Origin of the sequence: Mesorhizobium sp. M0195 (assembly GCF_040322115.1) — a bacterium.
GTDB lineage: Bacteria > Pseudomonadota > Alphaproteobacteria > Rhizobiales > Rhizobiaceae > Mesorhizobium.
Genome location: NZ_JAMYSV010000011.1, coordinates 69,442 through 92,219, shown reverse-complemented (window position 1 = coordinate 92,219; position 22,778 = coordinate 69,442). Strand labels below are relative to the sequence as shown.

General features: G+C 60.8%; 21 protein-coding genes. 10 read left to right on the top strand and 11 right to left on the bottom strand.

What is annotated here, in order from left to right; all coding sequences use genetic code 11:
• Positions 1-12: 12 nt before the first annotated feature.
• The 3 genes from NKJ12_RS20875 to NKJ12_RS20865 all read right to left on the bottom strand — a co-directional run bounded on the left by NKJ12_RS20875 (position 13) and on the right by NKJ12_RS20865 (position 3,776).
• Positions 13-1,104 carry an ABC transporter ATP-binding protein gene (locus NKJ12_RS20875; protein WP_352704757.1) on the bottom strand — a complete coding sequence of 364 codons (1,092 nt, stop codon included), beginning with the start codon at positions 1,102-1,104 and terminating at the stop codon, positions 13-15.
• A 49-nt stretch (positions 1,105-1,153) separates the two neighbouring features.
• The gene (arfA, locus tag NKJ12_RS20870; RefSeq protein WP_352704755.1) at positions 1,154-2,665 is read right to left on the bottom strand and encodes an arabinosylfuranosidase ArfA; all 1,512 of its coding nucleotides are present in this window, start codon (positions 2,663-2,665) and stop codon (positions 1,154-1,156) included.
• A gap of 184 nt (positions 2,666-2,849) precedes the next feature.
• Positions 2,850-3,776 (bottom strand): ArsR/SmtB family transcription factor, encoded by a 927-nt coding sequence (locus NKJ12_RS20865; protein WP_352704753.1) that lies wholly within the window; start codon positions 3,774-3,776, stop codon positions 2,850-2,852.
• 252 nt (positions 3,777-4,028) lie between these two features.
• Between NKJ12_RS20865 and NKJ12_RS20860 the strand changes: the two genes are divergently transcribed.
• Genes NKJ12_RS20860 through NKJ12_RS20845 form a run of 4 tightly spaced genes read left to right on the top strand, consistent with a single transcriptional unit; the run spans position 4,029 to position 8,058 of the window.
• A complete protein-coding gene (locus NKJ12_RS20860; RefSeq protein WP_352704751.1) occupies positions 4,029-4,907 on the top strand; it encodes an ABC transporter permease in 879 nt (292 codons plus the stop codon).
• A complete protein-coding gene (locus NKJ12_RS20855) occupies positions 4,904-5,725 on the top strand; it encodes an ABC transporter permease (RefSeq protein ID WP_352704749.1) in 822 nt (273 codons plus the stop codon). Before NKJ12_RS20860 ends, NKJ12_RS20855 begins: the two co-directional genes overlap by 4 nt.
• 22 nt (positions 5,726-5,747) lie before the next feature.
• On the top strand, positions 5,748-6,890 hold the full coding sequence (locus tag NKJ12_RS20850; protein ID WP_254819524.1) for an extracellular solute-binding protein: 1,143 nt from the start codon (positions 5,748-5,750) through the stop codon (positions 6,888-6,890).
• Positions 6,883-8,058, top strand: coding sequence for an ABC transporter ATP-binding protein (locus NKJ12_RS20845; RefSeq protein WP_352704747.1), 1,176 nt, complete (start codon positions 6,883-6,885; stop codon positions 8,056-8,058). Before NKJ12_RS20850 ends, NKJ12_RS20845 begins: the two co-directional genes overlap by 8 nt.
• Positions 8,059-8,077: 19 nt before the next feature.
• On the opposite strand, the gene NKJ12_RS20840 is transcribed toward NKJ12_RS20845, so the two are convergent.
• The 7 genes from NKJ12_RS20840 to NKJ12_RS20810 form a co-directional block, all read right to left on the bottom strand.
• Positions 8,078-9,055: a branched-chain amino acid ABC transporter permease gene (locus tag NKJ12_RS20840; RefSeq protein WP_352704745.1), complete on the bottom strand. Its 978-nt coding sequence runs from the start codon at positions 9,053-9,055 to the stop codon at positions 8,078-8,080.
• A 1-nt stretch (position 9,056) separates the two neighbouring features.
• A complete protein-coding gene (locus tag NKJ12_RS20835; RefSeq protein WP_254819527.1) occupies positions 9,057-9,944 on the bottom strand; it encodes a branched-chain amino acid ABC transporter permease in 888 nt (295 codons plus the stop codon).
• 7 nt (positions 9,945-9,951) lie between these two features.
• Complete coding sequence (locus NKJ12_RS20830) at positions 9,952-10,662, bottom strand: ABC transporter ATP-binding protein (protein WP_352507224.1); 711 nt, start codon at positions 10,660-10,662, stop codon at positions 9,952-9,954.
• Positions 10,655-11,428, bottom strand: a complete 774-nt coding sequence (locus NKJ12_RS20825; RefSeq protein ID WP_352507225.1) for an ABC transporter ATP-binding protein — start codon at positions 11,426-11,428, stop codon at positions 10,655-10,657. Before NKJ12_RS20825 ends, NKJ12_RS20830 begins: the two co-directional genes overlap by 8 nt.
• A gap of 11 nt (positions 11,429-11,439) precedes the next feature.
• The gene (locus NKJ12_RS20820) at positions 11,440-12,648 is read right to left on the bottom strand and encodes an ABC transporter substrate-binding protein (RefSeq protein WP_352507226.1); all 1,209 of its coding nucleotides are present in this window, start codon (positions 12,646-12,648) and stop codon (positions 11,440-11,442) included.
• A gap of 312 nt (positions 12,649-12,960) precedes the next feature.
• Positions 12,961-13,041 (bottom strand): hypothetical protein, encoded by an 81-nt coding sequence (locus NKJ12_RS32290; RefSeq protein WP_502895561.1) that lies wholly within the window; start codon positions 13,039-13,041, stop codon positions 12,961-12,963.
• A gap of 195 nt (positions 13,042-13,236) precedes the next feature.
• Entirely contained in the window at positions 13,237-13,545 is a 309-nt protein-coding gene (locus NKJ12_RS20810) for a hypothetical protein (protein ID WP_352704743.1), read from the bottom strand.
• A 218-nt stretch (positions 13,546-13,763) separates the two neighbouring features.
• On the opposite strand from NKJ12_RS20810, the gene NKJ12_RS20805 reads away from it, so the two are divergent.
• From NKJ12_RS20805 to NKJ12_RS20780, 6 genes are all read left to right on the top strand, one after another.
• On the top strand, positions 13,764-14,012 hold the full coding sequence (locus NKJ12_RS20805; protein WP_352507228.1) for a hypothetical protein: 249 nt from the start codon (positions 13,764-13,766) through the stop codon (positions 14,010-14,012).
• 260 nt (positions 14,013-14,272) lie between these two features.
• Positions 14,273-17,011: an AMP-binding protein gene (locus tag NKJ12_RS20800; protein ID WP_352704741.1), complete on the top strand. Its 2,739-nt coding sequence runs from the start codon at positions 14,273-14,275 to the stop codon at positions 17,009-17,011.
• Complete coding sequence (gene nadE / locus NKJ12_RS20795) at positions 17,008-17,991, top strand: NAD(+) synthase (protein WP_352507250.1); 984 nt, start codon at positions 17,008-17,010, stop codon at positions 17,989-17,991. The genes NKJ12_RS20800 and nadE overlap by 4 nt, the downstream gene beginning before the upstream one ends.
• Before the next feature lie 3 nt (positions 17,992-17,994).
• A complete protein-coding gene (gene asnB / locus NKJ12_RS20790; RefSeq protein ID WP_352507230.1) occupies positions 17,995-20,016 on the top strand; it encodes an asparagine synthase (glutamine-hydrolyzing) in 2,022 nt (673 codons plus the stop codon).
• Positions 20,013-21,569: a class I adenylate-forming enzyme family protein gene (locus NKJ12_RS20785; protein ID WP_352507231.1), complete on the top strand. Its 1,557-nt coding sequence runs from the start codon at positions 20,013-20,015 to the stop codon at positions 21,567-21,569. The genes asnB and NKJ12_RS20785 overlap by 4 nt, the downstream gene beginning before the upstream one ends.
• 56 nt (positions 21,570-21,625) lie before the next feature.
• The gene (locus NKJ12_RS20780; RefSeq protein ID WP_254819389.1) at positions 21,626-21,892 is read left to right on the top strand and encodes an acyl carrier protein; all 267 of its coding nucleotides are present in this window, start codon (positions 21,626-21,628) and stop codon (positions 21,890-21,892) included.
• Between the two features lie 85 nt (positions 21,893-21,977).
• Here NKJ12_RS20780 and NKJ12_RS20775 read toward each other — a convergent pair whose 3' ends face one another.
• Complete coding sequence (locus tag NKJ12_RS20775) at positions 21,978-22,670, bottom strand: N5-glutamine methyltransferase family protein (protein ID WP_352480482.1); 693 nt, start codon at positions 22,668-22,670, stop codon at positions 21,978-21,980.
• Positions 22,671-22,778: the final 108 nt, after the last annotated feature.

Sequence of the window (22,778 nt, the reverse complement as noted above, 5' to 3'; positions counted from 1 at the left end):
CGGTCAACCATCTCAGGCCTCCCTCGCGTGCCAGGCGCGGCCGGTCTCGTTGAACAGATGCGATTTCTGGCCGTCGAAGGCGAGCCCGATTCTGTCGCCTACGGCGACGCGGCTGTTGCCGGCATCGGAGCCGACGATCTGCTGGCCATCGCCCAGCCGCGCGTAGATCAGGGTGCGTTCGCCGAGCCGCTCGAGCACATCGACGACGCCGTCGGCATTGCCCTGTCCGGCGGCAACGATGCGCACGTCTTCCGAACGGATGCCGAAAGTGTAGTTGCCGTCGGTCAATTGGCTGGAGGCGATCTCGGTCTGCACCGAGATGCCGTCCGCAAATCTGGCCGTGGCGTTCTTGCCCGATCTGTCGAGTATCGCATCGACGAAGTTCATCGCCGGCGCACCGACGAAACCCGCGACGAATTTGGTCGCCGGGCGTTCGTAGATCTCCATAGGGGTACCGATCTGGTCGATCTTGCGATTGTTCATGACGACAATGCGGTCGGCCAGCGTCATTGCCTCGACCTGGTCGTGGGTGACGAAGATCATCGTCGATTGCAGCCGCTGGTGAAGCTGGGCAAGCTCGATGCGGGTTCGGGTGCGCAGCGCCGCATCGAGATTGGAGAGCGGCTCGTCGAACAGGAAGGCCTTCGGCTCCTTGACGATCGCACGGCCGATCGCAACGCGCTGCCGCTGACCGCCGGAGAGCTGGCCCGGCTTGCGATCGAGCAGATGCGGCATTTCGAGGATGCGGGCGGCTTCGTTGATGCGCGCCTCGATGACTTTGCCTGGTACGCCGATATTCGCAAGGCCGAAGGCCATATTGTCGCGCACCGTCATATGCGGATAAAGCGCATAGGACTGGAACACCATCGCAATGCCGCGCTTGCCCGGCGGCAGATGATCGATGCGCTCGTTGTTGATTGCAATCTCGCCGCTATCGACAGCTTCAAGACCGGCGATCATCCGAAGAAGCGTCGATTTTCCGCAGCCGGACGGCCCCAGGAACACGATGAACTCGCGTGCCCTTATGGAGAGCGACAGATGATCCAGCACCGTCATGGCACCGAACTGCTTGCTCACGTTCCTGATCTCGATATCGGCCGTCACGTCGACGCTCCTCCTCAGCGTTTGCGCTTTCTCGATGATCCGCCCGAACTCAGAGCCTCAGGCGTATGAACTGGTAGGAATACGCCGGCAGCGACAGGTTTAGTTTGCCGCCGGCGACTGCGGCGCCCTCACCCTTCCTGGGGCTGACATTGCCAGGGTTTTCGGCCGAATTGACGGCTTTCAGATCGGCGTGTGCCATCACCTGGTGATCGACGATCTCCGCCGCGCCGAAGCCGGAGAGGTCGACCACTGTTTCGATTGCCTCGCTCGAATGGCGGTTGACGGCGAAGAAGGTGACGTGGCCGGTTTGCCTGTCGTGCACGCCGGCAACATCGACATAGGCGACGTCGCCCGCAACGCTGGATCTGTAGGTCGGGCTTTCCACCTTGAGATCCAGCGCATTGCCGCGGCCATAGTTGGAAGCAAACAGATAGGGATAAAAAATCGTCTGCCGCCATGCCGGACCATTCGGAACGGTCATGATCGGCGCGATGACATTGACCAGTTGTGCCAGGCAGGCGATCTTGACGACGTCGGAACGGCGGATGAAGGTGTTGAGGATCAGGCCGACCTGCAGCACATCCTCGAAATTATAGATGTCTTCGAGCAACGGCGGGGCGAACGGCCAACCGTCGCTGCCGCCGAGTATCTTCTTGTCCTGCTCCTTGGAATGGTACCAGACGTTCCATTCGTCGAACGAGATGTAAACCTGCTTGTGGGAGCGCTTCTTGGCCTTGATATAGTCGATGACGCCGGCGACCGAGACAATGTAAGCGTCGAGCTTTTCGCTCATGGCGAGATAGTTCGGAGCGTCGTTGGCTTCGTTGTCGAAATACATGTGCAGCGAGATGTAGTCGACCTCGTTGTAGGTATGGTCGAGAACCGTCGCTTCCCATTCAGGGTAGGTGGGCATCTTGGCGTTCGAAGAGCCGCAGACCACCAGTTCGAGTGACTTGGAGAAGGCGCGCATGGCCTTGGCCGTCTCATGCGCCAGGCGGCCATACTCGTCCGCGGTCTTGTGGCCGATCTGCCAGGGGCCATCCATTTCATTGCCGAGGCACCAGAGCTTGACGTCGAAGGGCTCCTTGCGGCCGTTGGCGATGCGCTTGTCGCTCCATTTGCTGCCGCCGGGATGGTTAGCGTACTCCAGCAGGTTGCGGGCTTCGTCGAGGCCGCGCGAGCCGAGATTGACGGCAAGCATCATCTCGGTGTTGGCGCAGGTGCACCAATCGGCAAATTCATGCAGGCCGACTTCGTTGCTTTCCGACGTGTGCCAGGCGAGGTCGAGCCGCACCGGGCGCTCTTCCTTGGGGCCAATGCCGTCTTCCCAATTGTAGGCCGAGACGAAATTGCCGCCGGGATAGCGCACAATCGGAACATTGAGTTCCCTGACGAGATCGATGACGTCCTGACGCATGCCGTTGACATCCGCTGTCGGATGGCCGGGCTCATAGATGCCGGTGTAAACTGCCCGCCCGAGATGCTCGATGAAGGATCCGTAGAGCCTCGGATCGATTTCCGAGACAACATAATGCGGATGAGCCGTAACGGCTGCCTTCATGCATTCCTCCCATCGATATCAAAAATGATGATTTAAATCATCTTGCCCGATATCAAAGCGGGATTGACAGCCCTTCGTCAAGCCAAAATACCCAAATGTAGGACAATTAGACGAACGCTTTGGCACGGCAGAAAGCCAGCTAGTTGAAATTGCTAAGTTATCTTCAGAACCCGGTTTCATGATATCAACCAGTTTTGATCCTGAGCAGGATGTCCTGATCGTAATTTCCAAAGCCCTTGCCGAAAATGTTGATCCCGCCGGGGCGCTCGGCATCGTCCTTGACGCCGATACGGACGCGGATTGAATGATGGCTCTTCAGATCGAGTGCGGCGAGGCCGGTTTCGGAAATCCTGAGACCGTCGACATAGGTGCCGTCATTGGCAATTCGCCAGTTCTTCAGCTTTCCGTATTGCGAGCCCTTGAGCTTCCACCAGGAGGGCGTGAAGACGCCGCGCTTGTCGCCGAAATCCCCCGGTGACGTCCAGGTGCCGACATCGACACCATTGATCGTCAGCGTGATGTCCGAGGGCCAATCGGCGCTGGTGCCCGGCACTTCCGAAGACAGCTCTATCGCCACTTCGAGTCCGGTGATCTCGGCATTGGCAAGCTTGGCATTGTTGGGGAACTGGTATTCGACATAACCGCGCATGAACCACAGCAAACCGGCTTTCATGCGATCCGGATCAAGGAAAGTGTTGGGAACATCGAGCAAGCCGATGATGCCGTCCGGCGAACAAAGGCCGCAGGGCGCGGTAACCTCGAAGCCGGTGTAAAGCCCGATCGGCATCGACACTTCTATCGCATCGTTCTTGACCGCACGGTATTCGCTCTTGAACACGACAAGCACTTCTTCGGCCGTCGGATAACAGATTTTCTGACTGCCTTTCTTCGCTTTCAGGTTCTCGGTTCGGATCAGCCCCGCATCCTCCAGCACCTGGATGTTGGTCGAGACGGTCGACTGCGGCAGCGACAGCACGGCGGCGATTTCGTTGATATTCATCGGCCCCTTCTCATGCAGCAGTTTCAGCATCGAGATCCGCGCCGAGGAGGCAAGCCCCTTGAGCACGGCAATGCCTTCCTCAGGTTCAATCACCAGAAAATTGCGACTCATGAAATTGCCCGGCCCATGCGAAATCCATACCCGAAATTTACCCTGTATATCGAGATAGCTGATTTAATCAATGCGCAGGCGGAACGCCGGGCAATTTGTTGAATCCGGCAGCGCGAGGGTCGCGCGGTGGCCCTGCACAGAGTTTATGCTGGAGTCACATGCAGAGTGGACACCTGAACGCCGATCGCCCAATCTAGTCCCGAGCCGAGCCCCGGTGATGGCGGCTTGCACATAAATTGGTGTGGACGGGTCGTGACCAAAGGGTGGAAATTATACGATCAGCGACTGGCCTGGGTCCTCGTCGCGCCTGTGCTTATACTGCTTACCCTGCTTCTGCTGCTGCCGATCGCGATGATGACGGTCTACACGTTTTTCACCTTCGTCACCGCCGGAGTTGAGTCGGCGGTGCTGACCTTCGATAACTGGAAGGAATTCCTCACCGACAGCTACTATCACGGCTTTCTTTGGAAGACCGTTCGCGTCGGCGCCATCACCGCGGTGATCTGCGCGATCCTTGGCTATTTCCCCGCCTATTTCATCTGGGCCACGACCTTCAGGCACAAATGGCTGCTGTTGCTGCTGCTCATCGTGCCGTTCTGGATCAGCTTCACCATCCGGACGTTCTCTTGGATCCACATCCTCGGCGAACAGGGGCTGATCAACGTCGCGCTCATCAGGCTGGGCGTCATCGACGAGCCGTTGCCGATGCTCTACACCGAGGGCGCCGTCATCATGGGGCTGCTGCATTTTCTGCTGCCCTACATGATCCTGAACGTCTATGTCAGCCTGGAAAGCATCGACCGCACGCTGATCGCCGCCGCCCGCTCGATGGGCTGTACCAGCGCGCAGGCGTTCCGCGAAGTGACCCTGCCGCTATCGATGCCGGGGCTGGGCGCCGGGCTGCTGCTCTGCTTCGTGCTGGCGGCCGGTTCCTATGTGACGCCGCAGCTGCTCGGCGGCAGCCGCGATGCGCTGTTCGGCAACCTGATCTACGATACCATTATGGGGCAGCTCAATTGGCCGATGGGCGCCACGCTTTCCATCGTCCTGTTCGTCCTGCTCGGCGCGGCCGCGGCCGCCTACAGCCGCTATATGGGCCTGTCGCAGATCATGAAGGGCCTCAGCGCATGAGAGCGGATCATCCCGATCGCGAAGGCAGATGGGCGTGGCGGCTGACCGGCGCGATCACGGTGTGCGTCTACATCTTCATGTTTGCGCCGATCCTCGCCACGGTAGTGCTTTCCTTCAACGCCTCGATGTTCGGCGGCTTTCCCCTCACCGGCTTCAGCCTGAGATGGTATGAGAAGCTCCTCACAAACGAGCCGGTTCTCGACGCCTTCCGGACATCGATGTGGATTGCCCTGGTAACGGCGACGGTGACGACGCTGCTCGGCATCATGGCGGCATTGGCGCTGGTGCGCTTCGAGTTTCGTGGCAAGCAGGCGATCAACACGCTTGTCATTCTTCCCGCGCTGGTCCCCGAAACGATACTCGGCGTCGGCCTCCTGGTCATGATCAAAGCCGTCGACCAGCCGCGCAGCATGACGCTGCTGGTGCTCGGCCACATTCTGCTCACGCTCCCCTACGTGGTGCTGATCGTCCAGGCGCGCATGGTCGGCATAAAGCGGTCCTATGAGGAGGCGGCGCTGTCGCTCGGGGCGCCGCGTGTGTCGACATTCCGCGAGATTACGCTGCCGCTGCTCATTCCCGCAGTGCTTGCCAGCGTCCTGCTCGCTTTCACCATTTCGTTCGACAACACTTCGGCCAGCCTGTTCTGGCGGCCGGCGGGCGTCGAGACCATGCCGACGCAAATCCTTTCGATGCTGAAGATCTCGATCAGCCCCGAGGTGAACGCGCTCGGAACCGTCATGATCCTTTTGACGGTCGGCATTCCCTTGGCTGGCGGGCTCATCCTGCAAAGCCTCACCTGGTTCAAGGCAGGCAAGTGAAAATGAAAATGGGAGAACGGAAATGAAAGTGACAACCACCAAACGATTGGAACGGCTCAACGAACGATATGCCGATGGCGACATCAGCCGGCGATCATTCCTGACGCTGACGGCCGCCGCTGCCGCCGCCACCGGACTTTCCATGCCCTGGATGGGACGGGCGCTAGCCGCGGTTTCGGAAGTGCGCTTCGACGGATGGGGCGGCGTGGTGCAGGAAGCGATCGATAAGTACGCGTTCCAGCCCTACACCGCCAAGTCCAAGGTCAAGGTCGTCCAGGGCACCTTCGGCGACGAGAACGAGATCATCACCAAGATCAAGACGTCGAAGCCGGGCGACTTCCAGATCGTCCATTCTTCCGGCGTCAACTACTACATCAAATACGTCAATGGCGGTTTCAATTCGGAGATCAACGAGGCGAACATCCCGAACATGGCGAATGTGCTGACCGCCATGATCGAGCCGTTCCGCAAGATCACGCCGAAGCTGTCGGCTGTGCCCTATGATTACGGCACCACCGGCATCGCCTACAACAACAAGGTCATCTCACCTGAGGAAGCAAAGGAAAAGGGCGCCAACCTGCTTACCGACAAGAAATATGCCGGCAAGATCGGCGGCTACGCCGATATGACGACGCGCGTCTGGTATGCGGCGCTGCAGACGAAACAGGATCCCAACAACATCCAGGACATGGATGCCATCTGGGCCAAGGTTCGCGAGACCCGCGACCTGGCCAAGAAGTTCTGGAGTTCCGGCGCGGAACTGATGGACCTCCTGTCCCGAAACGAGATCGTCGTCACCGACGCCTGGTCAGGACGTGTCGCCGCCCTGCAGCAGCAGGGCCAGCCGATCGGCTATCTCGACCCTGCCGGCTCATACGCATGGATGGAGGATATGCTGGTGCTCAAGGGTTCGCCGATGGCCGAATGCGAGGAACTGATCAACTTCATGCTGGATCCGGCAACGTCGATCGCCGTCGCCGAGGGCCAGAACTATCCGCCATCGCTTGACCCGACCAAGGTGAAGCTGACCGACAAGATCGCGGCACTTCCGGCCTTCGACCCGACCGGATCGATGAAGTCGCTGACCTTCGCCGATCCGCTCTACTGGGCGAAGAACGAGGACGCCTGGACCAAGCAATGGGACAGGGTGTCGAAAGGTGCATGACGACAACAGCCACGACCAGCAGCCCCGGCCGGCTTCGGCCGGGGCCGCTGGCGACCCGCTTGCCCAAGGCGAGAGGCAACCGACAGGAAAGCCTGCGGTCGAGTTCCGCGACATCGATATTTTTTACGGCAAGTTCGCCGCTGTGCGCGATTTTTCACTGGCGATCCGCAAAGGTAGTTTCGTCACCTTGCTCGGGCCGTCCGGCTGCGGCAAGACGACAATCCTGCGATCGATCGCGGGCCTGGTCGACATCTCCAGCGGCCAGATCTCGATCGGCGGAAAGCGGGTCGACGATATCCCGATCTACAAGCGCAACATTGGTCTGGTGTTCCAGAACTACGCGCTCTTTCCGCACAAGAACGTCTTCGACAACGTCGCATTCGGCCTGAAATATCGAAACGTGCCGAAACCGGAAATCGTGCGCCGGGTCAAGAAGGCGCTGGATATGGTGCGGCTGCCCGGCAGTGAGACAAAGCTGCCATCACAGCTCTCTGGCGGCCAGCAGCAACGCATCGCACTGGCCCGCGCCATCGTCTTCGAGCCGGAAGTGCTGCTGCTGGACGAGCCCTTGTCGGCACTCGACGCCAACATGCGCGAGGACATGCGCGTCGAGATCAAGAAAATCCAGAGGGGGACGGGCATCACCACTATCTTCGTGACGCACGACCAGGAAGAAGCTTTGTCGATGTCCGACTACATCGTCGTCATGAATGCCGGCCTGATCGAGCAGATCGGCTCCCCCGCGCAGGTCTATGACCAGCCGGCCACCGCATTCGTTGCCAATTTCCTTGGCAAGGCCAACATGCTGCCCGGCAGCGTGACTGTGATGGACGGCAAGATGGCGACGATCGCGCTGGCCAGCGGCCATGTCGTAAAGGCGGCCGCGCCGAAGGCGCTCGCGACCGGCAGCGCGGTCACCGTCGTCGTTCGCCCGCAGAAGCTTACCGTCGGTACCGTCGGTGCTGCCAACAGGCTGGCGGGACGGATAGTCTCGACCTCCTATCTGGGCGGCAATGCGGTCTACGAGATCGACATCGGCGCCGGCACGCTGGTGCGCGCCAACACGCTGATCGACGGCCAGCCGCTGCGTGAAGGCGAAATGGTCGATGTCTGCTTCGATCCTCTGGGCTGCGTGCTTCTCGACGCGCAAGGCTTACGCATCGCGTAGCGAGGCAGAACTGAGCCGTTCAGTCTTTCGCGTCACCCTTTGGCCCGAGAAACCGCGCATAGACCTCACCGACAATACCGCGCCGGAAAACCAGCACGCAGACCATGAAGGTCAGGCCGGTGGCGATGGTCACCGGAAAACTCGAGGTGGCGAGCGTGTTTTCCAGGCCGACGACCAGACTGGCCCCGATGATCGGCCCGACCATGGTGCCGATGCCGCCGAGGAGCGTCATCAGGATCACCTCGCCCGACATCTGCCAGGTGACGTCGGTGAGCGTGGCAAACTGAAAAACGATCGCCTTGAGCGCGCCGGCCAGCCCGGCCAATGTCGCCGACATGACGAAAGCCGCCAGCTTGTAGTTAGCGACGGAATAGCCCAGCGAAATGGCCCGGCTCTCGTTTTCCCGGATGGAACGCAGGATCATGCCGAAAGGCGAGTTGATGATGCGCCAGATGGCGAACACGCCGATGAGGAAGACTGCCAGCACGAAATAATAGATGTTGATCGAGACGTTCAGGTCGAGCAATCCAAGCAGCCTACCACGCGGCACGCCCTGGATGCCGTCCTCACCTCCGGTGAACGGTGCCTGCACGCAGAAGAAGAAGAACATCTGCGACAGCGCCAGCGTGATCATGGCGAAATAGATGCCTTGCCGGCGGATGGCAAAGAAGCCCATCACAAGGCCGAGCAGCGCGGCACCCAGGACGCCGAGCAGGATGCCCGCTTCCGGCGGCCAGCCCCAGACCTTGACCGCGTATGCGGTGAAATAGGCCGCCCCGCCGAAGAACGTCGCATGGCCGAAGGACAACAGGCCGGTGTAGCCGAGCAGAAGGTTGAACGCGCAGGCAAACAGCGCAAAGCACAGCATCTTCATCAGGAAGATCGGATAGACGAAGAAAGGCGCCGCCAGCAGCGCCAGGATGCCGAGCCCGACCAGCGCCCATTCAAGCCGTGCGGAATTCTTGGCACGCGTCTCGCGAAGTGTCAGTTCGGCCATCTCAGGCATCCCTTCCGAACAGGCCGGCTGGCCGGACCAGAAGCACGATGGCCATGATGACGAAGACCACCAGATTGGAGGCTTCGGGATAGAAAACCTTGGTCAAGCCCTCGGCGAGGCCAAGCATGTAACCGGTGACGATCGCCCCGAGGATCGATCCCATGCCGCCGACCACGACAACGGCAAAAACGACGATGATGAGGTCAGATCCCATCAGCGGGCTCACCTGATAGATCGGCGCGGCGAGAACCCCCGCAAGCCCGGCAAGAGCGGCGCCGAGGCCGTAGGTGAGGGTCAGCAGCAACGGCACGTTGACGCCGAAAGCCTGCACCAGGCCGGGGTTCTCCGTTGCCGCGCGCAGATAGGAGCCCAGCCTGGTCTTCTCGATCAGCGCCCAAGTGCCGAAACAGACGATCATCGAGGCGACCACCACCCAGCCGCGATAATTGGGCAGGAACATGAAGCCGAGATTGGTGCCGCCGGAGAGCAGCGGCGGCACGGAATAAGGACTTCCCGATACGCCATAGTAGTAACGGAATACCCCTTCGAGCACGAGCGCGAGGCCAAAGGTGAAAAGCAGCCCGTAGAGCGGGTCGATGTCGTAAAGCCTCGACAGCGCCAGGCGCTCGACCACGACGCCGAAGCCGCCGACGATCAGCGGCGACAGGATCAAAGCCGGCCAGTAGCCGATGCCGAACCGGGTGAGAAGCAGATAGCCGATGAAGGCGCCGAGCATATAGAGCGCGCCGTGAGCGAAATTGATGACGCGCAACAGGCCGAATATGACGGCGAGGCCCAGGCTCAACATTGCGTAGAACGAGCCGTTGATGAGGCCGACCAGCAATTGGCCGAGGAATGCCTGAACGGGTATTCCGAAGATCATCGTCATGGCGCCATCATACACCCAGCACTTCATGCAGCAGCGTCATGCGATCCGGCAGTTCGCCGACCGGAAAGGCCGCCACGACCTTGCCGTGCTCCATCAGGTAGAAACGGTCGGTGACGCGGCTGGCAAAGCGGAAATTCTGCTCGACCAGCAGGATCGTCATACCGCGCTTTTTCATCGTCGCCAGCAGATCGCCGATGCGCTGCACGATGACCGGAGCCAGGCCCTCGGTCGGCTCATCGAGAAGCAGCATTTTCACGCCGGTTCTGAGCATGCGCGCAATCGCCAGCATCTGCTGCTCGCCGCCCGAGAGCCTGGTGCCGGGGCTGTTACGGCGCTCCTTCAGATTGGGGAAAAGATCGAATATTTCCTCCACGCTCATGCCGCCTTCGGCGACGATCGGGGGCAGCACCAGATTCTCGTCCACGGTCAGCGTCGCGAAGATGCCGCGTTCCTCCGGCACCAGGCCGATGCCTTGCTGCGCAGTCCGGTGCAATGGCAGGCGCATCAGATCCTTGCCGTCGAAAAAAATCTGGCCGGTCCGCTGGCGGATTAGCCCGATGATGGCGCGCAATGTCGTGGTCTTGCCGACGCCGTTGCGGCCCAGCAACGTCACAGTTTCACCTGGAAAGACCTCCAGATCGACGCCGTGCAGCGCATGGCTCTCGCCATACCAGGCGTTGAGGTCGCGGACTGCAAGAAGCGGCGCGGCGTCAGTCATCGGCGGTGCCCATATAGGCGACCCTCACCCGCTCGTCGCGGCTGACCGTGGGGTAGTCGCCGGCGGCAAGGATTTCGCCGCGCTGCATGACGGTTATCCAGTCGCAAAGATCGGCCACCACTGTCAGATTGTGCTCGACCATCAGCACGGCGCGATCCCTGGCAACCGAGCGGATGATGTCGGAAACCGTACGCACGTCCTCATGCCCCATGCCGGCCATCGGCTCGTCGAGCAGCAGCACTTTCGGCTCGAGCGCCAGCGTCGTGGCGATCTCGAGCACACGTTTCCTGCCATAGGAGAGATCGGCGGCGGGCCTGTTCTTGGCATCGTCGAGACCGACAGACCGCAAAAGCTCCTCGGCGCGCGGCGTCAATCTATCGAGCGCCGATAGCGAGCGCCAGAACTGAACGCTGAGCCCGCCCGGTCGCTGCAATGCAACGCGCACATTGTCGAGCACGCTGAGATGCGGAAACACTGCCGATATCTGGAACGAGCGCACCAGGCCCATCCGCGCGACTTTGGCCGGCGAGGTGCGGGTGATGTCGTGGCCGAGCAGTTCGATCCTGCCGCTGGTCGGCGGCAGGAACTTGGTGAGCAGGTTGAACACGGTGGTCTTGCCGGCGCCGTTGGGTCCGATCAGCGCGTGGATATTGCCGTGGTAGACGTCGAGATCGACATTCCTGACAGCAACGAAGCCGGCGAAGTCGCGCCGCAAACCGCGGGCGGAAAGCACTACCTGCGGCCGATCCGGTTCAGGCGGCGCCATCGGTCCGCCAATCACTCGCCGGCCGTGGGACAGCCGCTCTCTTTGGCGCTCAGGAACGCCTCGTTACCGGGGATCGTGGCGAGGGGTTTGTAATAGTCCCACTCCTTGGTGCTCTCACTCGGCGACTTGACCTGATAAAGATACATGTCGTGAACCATGTTGCCGTCGGGCTGCACTTTGCCGTTCGCCGTAAAGACGTCGTTCACCGGCATCGAATGCAATTCCTTGGCGACCGCCTCGGTTCCATCGGTGCCGGCTTTGTCGATCGCCTTCAAATACTGTGTCACGGCTGAATAGGTGGCGGCCTGGATCATATTCGGCATGCGGTTGGTGCGCTTGAAGAACCGCTGGGCGAACTCGCGGCTCTTGTCGTCGCGATCCCAGTAGAAGCCTTCGGTCAGCACCACGCCTTGCGCCGCCTCGAGACCGAGCCCATGCACCTCGGCCAGCGTGAAGAGAAGCGCTGCAAGGCGCTGACCGCCCTGCACGATACCGAATTCGGCCGCTTGCTTGATCGAGTTGGAGGTGTCGAGGCCGGCATTCGCCAGGCCGATGACCTTGGCGCCCGACGATTGCGCCTGCAGCAGGAAGGATGAATAGTCGGTCGAGCCGAGCGGGTAACGCACCTCGCCAACCACCTTCCCGCCATGGCTCTCGACGAACTTTGCGGTCTGCTCCTTGAGCGAATATCCGAATGCATAATCGACGGTGACGAAGAACCAGCTGTCGCCGCCTTGCTGGACGAGAGCGCCACCGGTCCCCACTGCCTGCGAATGCGTGTCGTAGGCCCAGTGGAAGCCATAGGGCGAGCACTGTTTACCAGTTAGCTCGGTGGTCGCGGCGCCGGTGACGATATCAATTTTCTTCTTTTCCTTGGAAATCCCCTGGACGGCGAGTGCCACCGAGGAGGTGGTGAGTTCCATGATGGAATCGACCTGTTCGGTGTCATACCACTGCCGCGCAATGTTGGAGGCGATGTCCGGCTTGTTCTGGTGGTCGGCGCTGACGATCTCGACCGGCGCACCTTGCACCTTGCCGCCGAAATCCTCGACCGCCATCTTGGCGGCCTCGACCGACCACTTGCCGCCGAAATCGGCATAGACGCCCGACTGGTCGTTGAGAATGCCGATCTTGACCTTGCCATCGGAAATCTCGGCGGCTGCAGCAGGCATCGCAGTCGCTGCAAGAAGCGCGGCCGAGACCAGGTACGATAGCTTCATTGGTGACTTCCTCCCTTATGGTCGACAACCGAGCAACATGTCGGCGGCTGCCTGCTGCGGCACGAAGAGCGGCCTCCCATATTCCATCCTCTCCAGCGCAAAATCACGCAGCGCTGTACGGCCACCGTCCTTCAAATCGTAACATCGCTCGGCAACGCGAGAACAGTTACTTTAGTATTAGGCATCCGCGATACCCGGCCGCCGAAGCGCAACATAGCGCCGGATCGTGCGGCGTCCAGATCGGCCTTTATTCTCGCCGAAGCAACAATTACGGCTGACGGTCCGGATATCGTTGAACGAGAATTCCCCTCGTCAACCGTCGGCTGGATGATGGCAGGCGACCAGGCGGCCCTCGCCGATGCTTTGGAGAAGCGGGCGCTCGCTGCGGCAGATCGGGGTGGCAGCTGGGCAACGGGTGTGGAACCGGCACCCCGAGGGGTGGGTTCATCGGGCTGGGCAGGTCACCCTTGAGCACCAGCCGGCCACGCCGCGCCCGGTCGATGCCGGGTATCGGCACGGCGGAACGCAGCACCGCGGTGTAATGGTCTCCCGGATATTCGCGGCAATCGAGGAAGATCCGACCGTCTATCACACCATAAATGGTCCCAATGAGTTCCACGTCATCGGCACGATGCGGGACTGGACCATCGTCGACCGCCTGCATCGGATCGAGGCGCCGACCTGGTTTTCCGCGGCTTCTACAACGAAGCGACCGAGGCCTGCGTCCAGCCCTTTCTGGATCTTATCCCCTACGTCGAAGGCCTGGTCTTCCCGAATTCCAGCCACATGCCGCATGTCGAGGAAAAGCACGACGGCCTCGCCGCCGTCGGGCGCTTCCTGGCCAAATACGATTGACGTTGCAGCACCAGGCCTTCTGCTCCAACGGATCGTCGACACGGCGCAGTGGTCATGAAGGCCGGCATGGCCGGAATCAGCCTGCCTTCACCTGTACTGGCTTCCCGTCGCTGAAAAATCTGACGGATACGGAGTGGGAGGGACCCCCGGCGCCGGTGGGTATGGAAACCATCGCCTCCAAGTTTCGCAAAACACGTTGCAACCGAATTGATTAGCCGTCGTTAAAGTGCGGGTGATCTAGCGGGGCATGGGGAGCTTTCATGCAGACGTATCTCGTCGAGCGTATGGACGGCGACGATGTTATATCGGTGCGCGTTGTCAACGCGCCGAGTCCGTTCAGAGCCGCAGCTATGATGACGGGCGGGCGTATTACCTTCCGAACGTGGGAAAAGGATTGGATTCGTGTGACCGACGAAAATCGGGGACAGATCTATGCATATTGTTTCGTCTCCGGCAGCTATTCCGACACCGAAGCATCGCCTGTATCGCCCGGGAGAACCACAGAATAGGCAATATGCCTGCGTAGCGGCAATTCCGTCTTCAACCCGCCTTGGTCTTCGATCCCGCCTTGGCATGTGTCCAACAGGTGTTGCCAACTTGGCACAAACGCCAGTGCTCGCCGTGTCATGCGCACCACGGCAGCCAGCGAGCTCGGCATGATTGGCTCGGCCCGCGGCTTGCGAAACAGGCGAAGGGCATCATCAGAATGATCGATGAAAAGATCGGGGCGGGGGGCGATAAGTGACCCTAATCTTAGCGTAGGCAACTCATGTCTTCGGCATATTTGGGATCAGAAGTCGCGGATCAGGATCTAGCGGTGGATTGTCAGACAACGACCTCCGATAATTGGTCAAGTGTCCCACAATACCCACTGGATCAGGGTGGTCCCATACTGCGCCCATTTCAAAGATTGGGCGCCGATTTTGCCAACATTGCGGCCTTCGAGCACCTGAGAAATATCGTCCGCCAGTACCCCGACAAGCTTGCAATCAGCGACGGCGCCAATCGTCTGACCTATTCCCAGCTTCTCCGGTCAGTCGAGACGCTGTCCTACCAGATCGCGGCGGCCGTCCCAGATGGACAGGCGATAGGGATTCTTCAGGCCAACTCAGCCTGGTATCCCATCGCCATGCTGGCCAGCATGGCGGCTGGGCGCCCTTCGGTGCCGCTCAACGCACGAGATCCTGGCTCGCGGATTCTTGAAATCGTGGCCGGGGCGCGACTCTCAGCTATTCTGGGCGAGGGCAATGTCCGACCCGAACGTTTGCCTCACCGGGTCAGTTGGATCGATGTGTCGACCAGTGCGGCCTCGCAGGGTGGGCAAGTGCCTCAGTCTTATTCCGCCTCGGTCGATGCGCCCGCCATCGTGCTTTATACATCAGGAAGCACGGGCCGGCCCAAAGGCATCGTTAACAGCCAGCGCAGCTTGCTGTGCCGGGTCCAGCAATATGTCGATGCATGCCACATCAACTCGGATGATGTTTTCCTGCCATTGACCGGACCCGCCACAATCGCCGGGTGCCGGGAGATTCTTGCGGCTCTTCTCACCGGCGCCACCTTGCATCTGGTCGAAGTCGAAGCGGTCGGCTTGCGCGCCGTGCAACGTCTGGTGCGATCCGCGGGCGTGACAATCACCTATCTGGTGCCGGCACTGCTTCGCGCGCTTATGGCAGACGGACCTGCGGAAGCATTTCATTCACTCAGAGTCGCCCGGATCGGTGGCGAGAAGGTGCCGTGGAGCGACATCGCCCTGCTGCGCAAGGCCGTCTCCGATACGTGCCTCATCCAGATCGGTTACTCGTCAACCGAGACCACGGGCTCGCAATGGTTCCTGCCGCGAGACTGGCCGGAGCATGGAGATTCGGTTCCAGTTGGCTGGCTACTGCCTGGCATCACCTTTGCAATTGTCGACAAAACGGGCCGCCGCGTTCAACCAGGCCGCAGCGGAGAGCTTCTGATCAGGAGCCCCTATGTCTTGCTTGGCCATTGGGAGGACGGGGCTGTTGTGCCGACAACATCAGACCCGGACGATCCAAGCCTTCGGATTTTCGCGACGGGTGACCTCGTTAGACTTGATGACCAAGGCCTACTGCACATCGTCGGTCGCAAGGGGCGCCAGGTAAAGATCAATGGTCGACGCGTCGAGCCAGCCGAGCTCGAACGGGTGCTGCGTTGCGCACCCTCTGTTGCGGATGCTGTGGCAATCGTGGCTGCGGCGAATGAGCTTGTCGCCTTTGTTGTTCCTCGGCGCTCGGCCGAAGCGGCCTTTTCAGACGAGCTTCGCCAGCTTGTCAGGTCCAATCTGCCGCCGCCGCTGCGTCCCCTGCGGTTGCACACGATCGCCGAGATGCCGCGTCTGCCGAGCGGCAAAGTCGACATCACGACACTTGCAGACATGGATCTTTCAGCCAGAGAGACGGCAGCGATCGAGCGTCCGCTCGAGCCGCGAGGCAAGCTGACGGCGCAGCAGGTCGTCCAGCGGGCATGGACCAGCATTCTTAATACGCGGGTGGCGGCAGGGCGCTGGGACGACGCCGGAGGAGATTCACTGAAGCTGCTGCACTGCGTCATGGAAATCGAAAGCGCTATCGGGCAGGAACTCGGTCTTGAGGCCTTCACCGTCGGGATGAGCCTGGACGAAATGGTCAAGGCGGTCGTATCTGCACAGGCAGGCGACCAAAGCGCGCGCGCCGAGAAGCACGATCCTCCCATTCTTTTTCTGTTCCCGGGGTCGGTCGGCTATGGCCCGAGCCTTGCTGCCTTTGCAGCAGCGATGGGCAAGGTCACCCGCGTTGCCCCGATCAGGTATCCGGCCCTGGCTCTGATACTGCGCGGGCAAAACAGCCTCGCCGACATGGCCGATGCCGCCGTCGAGCAGATCCGCCGCACTCAACCTTCGGGTAACATACGACTTCTTGGCCATTCGCTCGGCGGCGCTGTTGCTTTCGAAGTGGCGGCGCGGCTGCTGGCCGCGGGGCGAACCATAAAGTTTGTCGGCATACTCGACACCAGCCTCGTCGGCGAGCGAAGCGCCTACTTGGAGACGTTTACGCGCACATTTAATCGAATCCGGACCAACCGCGTATCCGCTTACCGGATGGCTTGCCGCGCCCTCGCGAAAGTCGCCGTGAAAATGGGGCGAGAGGCGCAACTGGTCCGGTTTCTCGATCGCTACGCTCAGGGACAATTCAATGCGACGAGCTTTAGAACCAAACTGGAACTGCAGGAGGTTTTGCGGGCACGGGCCTTCTTCCAATGGCTGACAGAGCCGAAGCCGGCGCTGCCGATCACCGGCACCCTGTTTCGCTGTGCTCGACCCGGAATGACTCTGGCCATCGGCTGGGATCGCGTTTTCGCCCATCTGGACGTGATTCCGATCGTCGGCACCCATATCGACCTGGTCATAGAGCCTCACCTCGCCACCAACCGTCCCCTTATCGAGAAAGCGGTGGCGCAAACCTATTCGCCAACCGAGTCTCGCAAACTGGAGTACAAGCCATCGACCTGATCTCAACATTCGGCAAGGACGCGCTGGTGCTCGAGGCTGGCGCGGAAGTCGATCGTATCGTCCAGATCTTGCGCCAGCAGGTCTTTGGCACGCTGCGACGTCGAGGGGTGGTTGTCGGCCTCTCAGGCGGCATCGACAGCTCAGTCGTCGCGGCGTTGTGTGCTCGCGCCTTTGGAAAAGACAAGGTCCTCGGGATATTCATGCCGGAGCGCCATTCCTCCGGCGACTCGCTAAGGCTCGGCCGCACCGTCGCCGCGCAGCTTGCTATCGATACGGTCCTGGAGGATATAACGCCGGCCCTGGAAGCGATCGGCGCCTATAGACGGCAGATCGAAGCAATCAAGACTGTCGTTCCCGAATATGGGGACGGCTGGAAATGCAAGCTGGTGCTCGCCTCGGTTCTCGAGAGCAACGGTCTCAACATCACGCGCCTCACGGTTCAGGACCCCGAGGGCAGGACCGACACGGTGCGTCTGCCGTCGGCAGCCTATCTGCAGATCGTCGCGGCAACCAATTACAAGCAGCGCCTGCGGAAGATGACCGAATACTACCATGCCGACCGCCTCAACTACGCGGTAGCGGGCACGCCGAACCGCCTGGAGTACGACCAGGGCTTCTTCGTCAAGCAAGGCGACGGAATTGCCGACCTGATGCCAATCGTCCACCTCTACAAGACCCAGGTCTATCAATTGGCGGAATATCTTGGGGTGGAGGAAGAGGTCCGGCGAAGACCGCCCACCACGGACACCTTCTCGATGCCGCAGAGTCAGGAGGAGTTCTACTTCGCGCTGCCTTATTATTTGATGGATCTGTGCCTCTACGGCTTGAACCACGGGATAGCCAGCGAAGAGATCGCTGAGGCAACCGGCCTCACCGAGGCGCAGGTCCAGAAGGTTTTCAAGGATATCGACAGCAAGCGGCGCGCCGCACGTTATCTTCACGCGCGGCCGTTGGTGTCCTCTTCAATGGGCGAGGGCTAGGCGATGTGCGGCATCGCCGGAATTGTGTCGCTGAGCGCCGCAGCGGCGTCCCCTTCCCGGGATGCGCTGATACGTATGGCGGGCGCGCTGGCGCATCGCGGCCCGGACGAGCGCGGCCTTTACCGGGACAGACGTGCAGGATTGGCGCATGCCCGCCTGTCCGTCATCGATCTCGCAAGCGGCCAGCAGCCACTCGCCGGCGCGGACGACACAATGTGGATCGTCTTCAACGGCGAAATCTTCAATTACGTCGAGCTGCGACAAGACCTGGCCGCGCTCGGTTATCGCTTCCGCACACGCAGCGACACCGAGGTCATCGTCCATGCCTATCATGCCTGGGGCGAGGCCGCCTTCGAGCGAATGAATGGGCAGTGGGCAGTCGCCATCTGGGACTCCGTGGCTGGTCGTCTCGTCTTGTCGCGGGATCGGTTCGGCATCTGCCCGCTGCACTTTTGCGAGCATGGCGGACGGCTTTACTTCGCCAGCGAGGTGAAGGCCATTTTCGCGGCCGATGCGGACATACCCCGCGCGTTCGATCCAGCCGGCATCGATCAGACTTTTACTCTTTGGACTGTCGCGCCGCCACAAGGCGTGTTTGGAGGAGTAAGCGAACTCACGCCTGGGCATGTCCGCATTTATGACCGCGGCGTCGTTCGCGAGCGGGCTTTTTGGAAGCCTGCCTATCCAGAGGTTGACGGGCCTGGCGATGATGAATTCAGCGGCTCGCTTGATGACGCGGTGGAGGAAGTGCGCAGCGCCTTGGAGACCGCGACGGCGCTCAGGATAGTACGCGCCGACGTGCCGGTTGGCTGCTATTTGTCCGGCGGGCTCGACAGCTCACTGGTCGCCACGCTGGGGAGACGCTTCGCGGGCGAGCGCTTCCAGACTTTCTCGCTGCGTTTTGCCGACGCCGAATATGATGAGACGCATTTCCAGCGCCTGGTTGCCGGCGTGGCCGGCAGCGACCATCATGAGGTGGTTGTTTCGCGCAGCGATATCGCTGGCATCTTCCCTGAGGTTATCTACCATGCCGAGCGGCCAATCCTAAGAACCGCGCCGGCGCCGCTGTTCCTGCTCTCGAGACTGGTGCGCCAGCATGGCATCAAGGTCGTGCTGACCGGCGAAGGGGCCGACGAAATGTTCGCCGGCTACGATTTGTTCCGCGAAGGCAAGGTCCGCCGCTTCTGGGGACGCCAGCCCGCCTCGAAGCGACGCTCCCGTTTGCTGGAGCGCCTCTATCCCTATCTCAGCCGCTCGCCGGTACAGCAGCAAGCTATGGCACGCCAGTTCTTCGGGCGCGACATCCACGCCTGTGGTGCGCCTGGTTTTGCGCATGGCACGCGCTGGCGTACCACAAGCGCCATCAAGCGGCTGTTTTCGCCAGACATGCGCGCCCAAACGGAGCGCCATAACGCCGTGTCCGAGCTGCTTGCCCGCCTGCCGTCGGAGTTTTCGCGATGGGGCTCTCTTGCGCAGGACCAGTATATCGAGATCCAGACGCTGATGTCGGGCTACCTGCTGTCCTCACAAGGGGACAGGATGCTCATGGCTCATTCCGTCGAGGGGCGCTTCCCGTTCCTCGACCATGAACTCGTGAGGCTCGCGAATTCGCTTCCGGCCGCCTACAAGCTGCGCGTGCTCGACGAAAAGCATGTGCTGAAACGTGTAGCGCAACCGATCGTGCCGTCGGAAATCGTCACCCGCAAGAAACAGCCTTACCGGGCCCCCAACGCGCTTTGCTTCGTCGCAGATGGCGCTCCGGTCTACATTCGCGAAGCACTTTCGGAGGCGGCGCTGCGCGAAGCGAACGTCTTCGATCCCAAATCGGTTACCCGGCTCCTGAGCAAGTGCCAAGCCAGCGCCGGCGGCGGCGACCTGTCCAACTCCGACAATATGGCGCTGGTCGGAGTGCTGTCGACGCAGCTTCTCCATCGGCAATTTATCGCGAGCCGTCCAAGTGGGGCTCGCACGCTCAAGCTCAGCATCGATATCGACCGCGAGCATCGTGAAGAGGTGCTCGCATGATGCATGGCGCCGTACCCCTCCTGCACGACTATCTCACCAACTCTGCCAGCCGGCTCGGCGCCAAGGTGGCCCTGGTGTGCGGCAATCAACGTGTCACCTATGGCGATCTCGACATGCGCTCGAACGCCATAGCGCACCATTTGACCGAGGCTGGAATTGCGCGTGGCGATCGAGTGGTGATCTTCGCCGACAACACTGTCGAGGCCGTCGTCGCTTTCTGGGCGGTGCTCAAGGCCAACGCCGTGGTGTGCATCGTCAATCCGCTCACCAAAAGCGACAAGCTCGATTATTTGCTCAACGATTGCCGCCCGACGGCACTGATCACCGACAAACACCTGCACTCGATTTTCAGGGATCCGGCGCGGAATTGCCCATCGTTGCGCCGCATGATCGTCTCCGGGCCGATCGAACGCAACGACCTGCAAGAACTTCCGCATGCTGTGCGCTGGGATACTGCGGTCGCGGCAGCCCGCAGCACGCCGCCCGCGCGCCGCTGCATCGACATCGATCTCGCTGCGATCATTTATACGTCCGGCTCGACGGGCGAGCCCAAGGGCGTGATGCTGACGCATCGAAACATGATCGCCGCATGCGCCTCGATTTCCTCGTACCTGGCGCTTGCCGAAGACGAGGTGATCCTCAATGTCCTGCCGCTCGCCTTCGACTACGGTCTTTACCAGATGATCATGGCGTTCGGCGCGGGCGCCCGGCTGGTGCTTGAGCGCTCGTTCGCCTTCCCGGCGCAGATCCTTGGGCTGATCAAGCAAGAAAGGGTGACGGGCTTTCCCGGCGTACCGACCATCTTTGCCGCACTCGGGGAGCTCAAGTCTCTGAGGGATCAGGATTTTTCGAGCATTCGCTATGTCACCAACACTGCGGCCGCCCTGCCGCTCAAGCACATTCTCCTGCTGCAGGAGCTGTTTTCTGGCGCCCGTATCTATTCGATGTACGGCCTTACCGAATGCAAGCGCTGCACCTACCTGCCGCCGGACGATCTGGAGCGAAAGCCGTTGAGCGTCGGCATCGCCATCCCCAACACGGAAATGTGGATTGTCGACGAGCATGACAGGCGGGTCGGACCCGGCGTCGTTGGTCAGCTCGTCATCCGCGGAGCGACGGTGATGAAGGGCTATTGGGGCAAGCCGGAGGCGACAGCCAGAAAGCTCAAACCCGGACCGCTGCCGGGTGAGCAGGTCCTGTACACCGGCGACTACTGCCGGATGGACGCCGAGGGCTATCTCTACTTTGTCGGTCGCGGCGACGAGATCATAAAATCGCGCGGAGAGAAGATAGCGCCGAAGGAGGTGGAAAACGCGTTGATGAACATTGCCGGCGTACGGGAAGCCGCGGTCATCGGCGTTCCGGACGAGATGCTCGGGCAAGCAGTGAAGGCGTTTGTCGTGATGGAGCAGGGAAGCATGCTCGGCGAAAAGCAGTTGCAGAAAGAGTGCCAGAGACGGCTGGAAAACTTCATGGTTCCGAAGTCCATCGTCATCGTACCCAGTCTGCCGATGACCGACACGGGCAAACTCAAAAAAACGGCCCTGTCATGAGTCGGCACCAAAGCGAAGTTGATCAGCATTCATCTTTTGTACCGGAGGCGAAATCAATGTTATCTACCAAGGATAGAACCGATACCTTCAGTGAACAAATTCGCGCTTTCCTGGCCTCGAATTTCTATATAGCCGATCCGGACAGTCTGGAGAGCGACACCTCGCTTCTCGACCAGGGCATCGTGGACTCGACGGGGGTGCTCGAGGTTATCGGCTTCATCGAGGAGACCTTCGGCATCACGGTCGAAGACAGCGAGCTGCTGCCCGAGAACCTCGATTCCATCCAGGGAATTGCGCGATACGTCATGCGCAAGAGAAACTGATTGCCGAAAGCCCGCAGCTCTGTTTCAAATCCCCGGCTGTTTTAAGCCGCGACAGCGCGTCTGAAGCCTGCCGCGACTGTGGCGCTTATGCCTGCGCCTTTGTATGTGCCACAACCACCCGGCCCTCGCCGGCTGGATTGGTGACTGCCCGGATACTCTCATAGACCTTGGAACGCTCGAGCAAACTCATGACCTGCCGGTCCTGGCCAAGGCCGACCTCGAAAAGCAGGATGCCTCCGCGCCGCAAATAACGCGGCGCCTCCTTCAGCACCCGCATGTGGATGCTCAGGCCGTAGGGGCCGGCTGCGAATGCTTCACGCGGCTCGAGTTCGACCAGATGCGAACGGTCGCCCTCGAGCCGTTTTTCCGAAATGTAGGGCGGGTTGCAAACGACCACATCGATCGTCCCGTCAAGCTCCAGGCCGGAGAAGGCGCTGAACAAGTCGCCCTGAAGCACTGTTACCCGCTCCTCCATATCAAGATGGATGACGTTGCGGCGCGCGACCTGCACGCATCCGTCGGTAAGATCGCTTGCCCACACGCGCGCGGTGGGGGCGTGGTGCGCGATGGCGCATGCCAGATTGCCCGCCCCACAGCACATGTCGACAACGCGAGGTACCGGCAAGTTCAGTTGGCTCAGAACATCGAGAGCGGCGTTGCCGAGCAGTTCCGTTTCCGGTCGAGGAACAAGCGCACCGGGCGAGACGAGCAGCTGCAGTCCCATGAAGGTGCTGCGGCCCCTGCCATAGGCATCGGCGACATTGATCTCTTCGCTCACGACACTCACCTCCCGTTTTATCCGGCGTTGGTGGCCGACAATGGCGCACCGATAAAGTGTATCTTAAAACCGCTTAACTCTCGATCGACAAAATCAAAACCCAATCCC

Excerpts from the sequence above, each read along its gene's own strand:
- arfA (WP_352704755.1), bottom strand. The coding sequence starts at position 2,665 with ATGAAGGCAGCCGTTACGGCTCATCCGCATTATGTTGTCTCGGAAATC.
- NKJ12_RS20865 (WP_352704753.1), bottom strand. The coding sequence starts at position 3,776 with ATGAGTCGCAATTTTCTGGTGATTGAACCTGAGGAAGGCATTGCCGTG.
- NKJ12_RS20855 (WP_352704749.1), top strand. The coding sequence starts at position 4,904 with ATGAGAGCGGATCATCCCGATCGCGAAGGCAGATGGGCGTGGCGGCTG.
- NKJ12_RS20850 (WP_254819524.1), top strand. The coding sequence starts at position 5,748 with ATGAAAGTGACAACCACCAAACGATTGGAACGGCTCAACGAACGATAT.
- NKJ12_RS20840 (WP_352704745.1), bottom strand. The coding sequence starts at position 9,055 with ATGGCCGAACTGACACTTCGCGAGACGCGTGCCAAGAATTCCGCACGG.
- NKJ12_RS20835 (WP_254819527.1), bottom strand. The coding sequence starts at position 9,944 with ATGACGATGATCTTCGGAATACCCGTTCAGGCATTCCTCGGCCAATTG.
- NKJ12_RS20830 (WP_352507224.1), bottom strand. The coding sequence starts at position 10,662 with ATGACTGACGCCGCGCCGCTTCTTGCAGTCCGCGACCTCAACGCCTGG.
- NKJ12_RS20825 (WP_352507225.1), bottom strand. The coding sequence starts at position 11,428 with ATGGCGCCGCCTGAACCGGATCGGCCGCAGGTAGTGCTTTCCGCCCGC.
- NKJ12_RS20820 (WP_352507226.1), bottom strand. The coding sequence starts at position 12,648 with ATGAAGCTATCGTACCTGGTCTCGGCCGCGCTTCTTGCAGCGACTGCG.
- NKJ12_RS20805 (WP_352507228.1), top strand. The coding sequence starts at position 13,764 with ATGCAGACGTATCTCGTCGAGCGTATGGACGGCGACGATGTTATATCG.
- NKJ12_RS20800 (WP_352704741.1), top strand. The coding sequence starts at position 14,273 with ATGTCTTCGGCATATTTGGGATCAGAAGTCGCGGATCAGGATCTAGCG.
- asnB (WP_352507230.1), top strand. The coding sequence starts at position 17,995 with ATGTGCGGCATCGCCGGAATTGTGTCGCTGAGCGCCGCAGCGGCGTCC.
- NKJ12_RS20785 (WP_352507231.1), top strand. The coding sequence starts at position 20,013 with ATGATGCATGGCGCCGTACCCCTCCTGCACGACTATCTCACCAACTCT.
- NKJ12_RS20780 (WP_254819389.1), top strand. The coding sequence starts at position 21,626 with ATGTTATCTACCAAGGATAGAACCGATACCTTCAGTGAACAAATTCGC.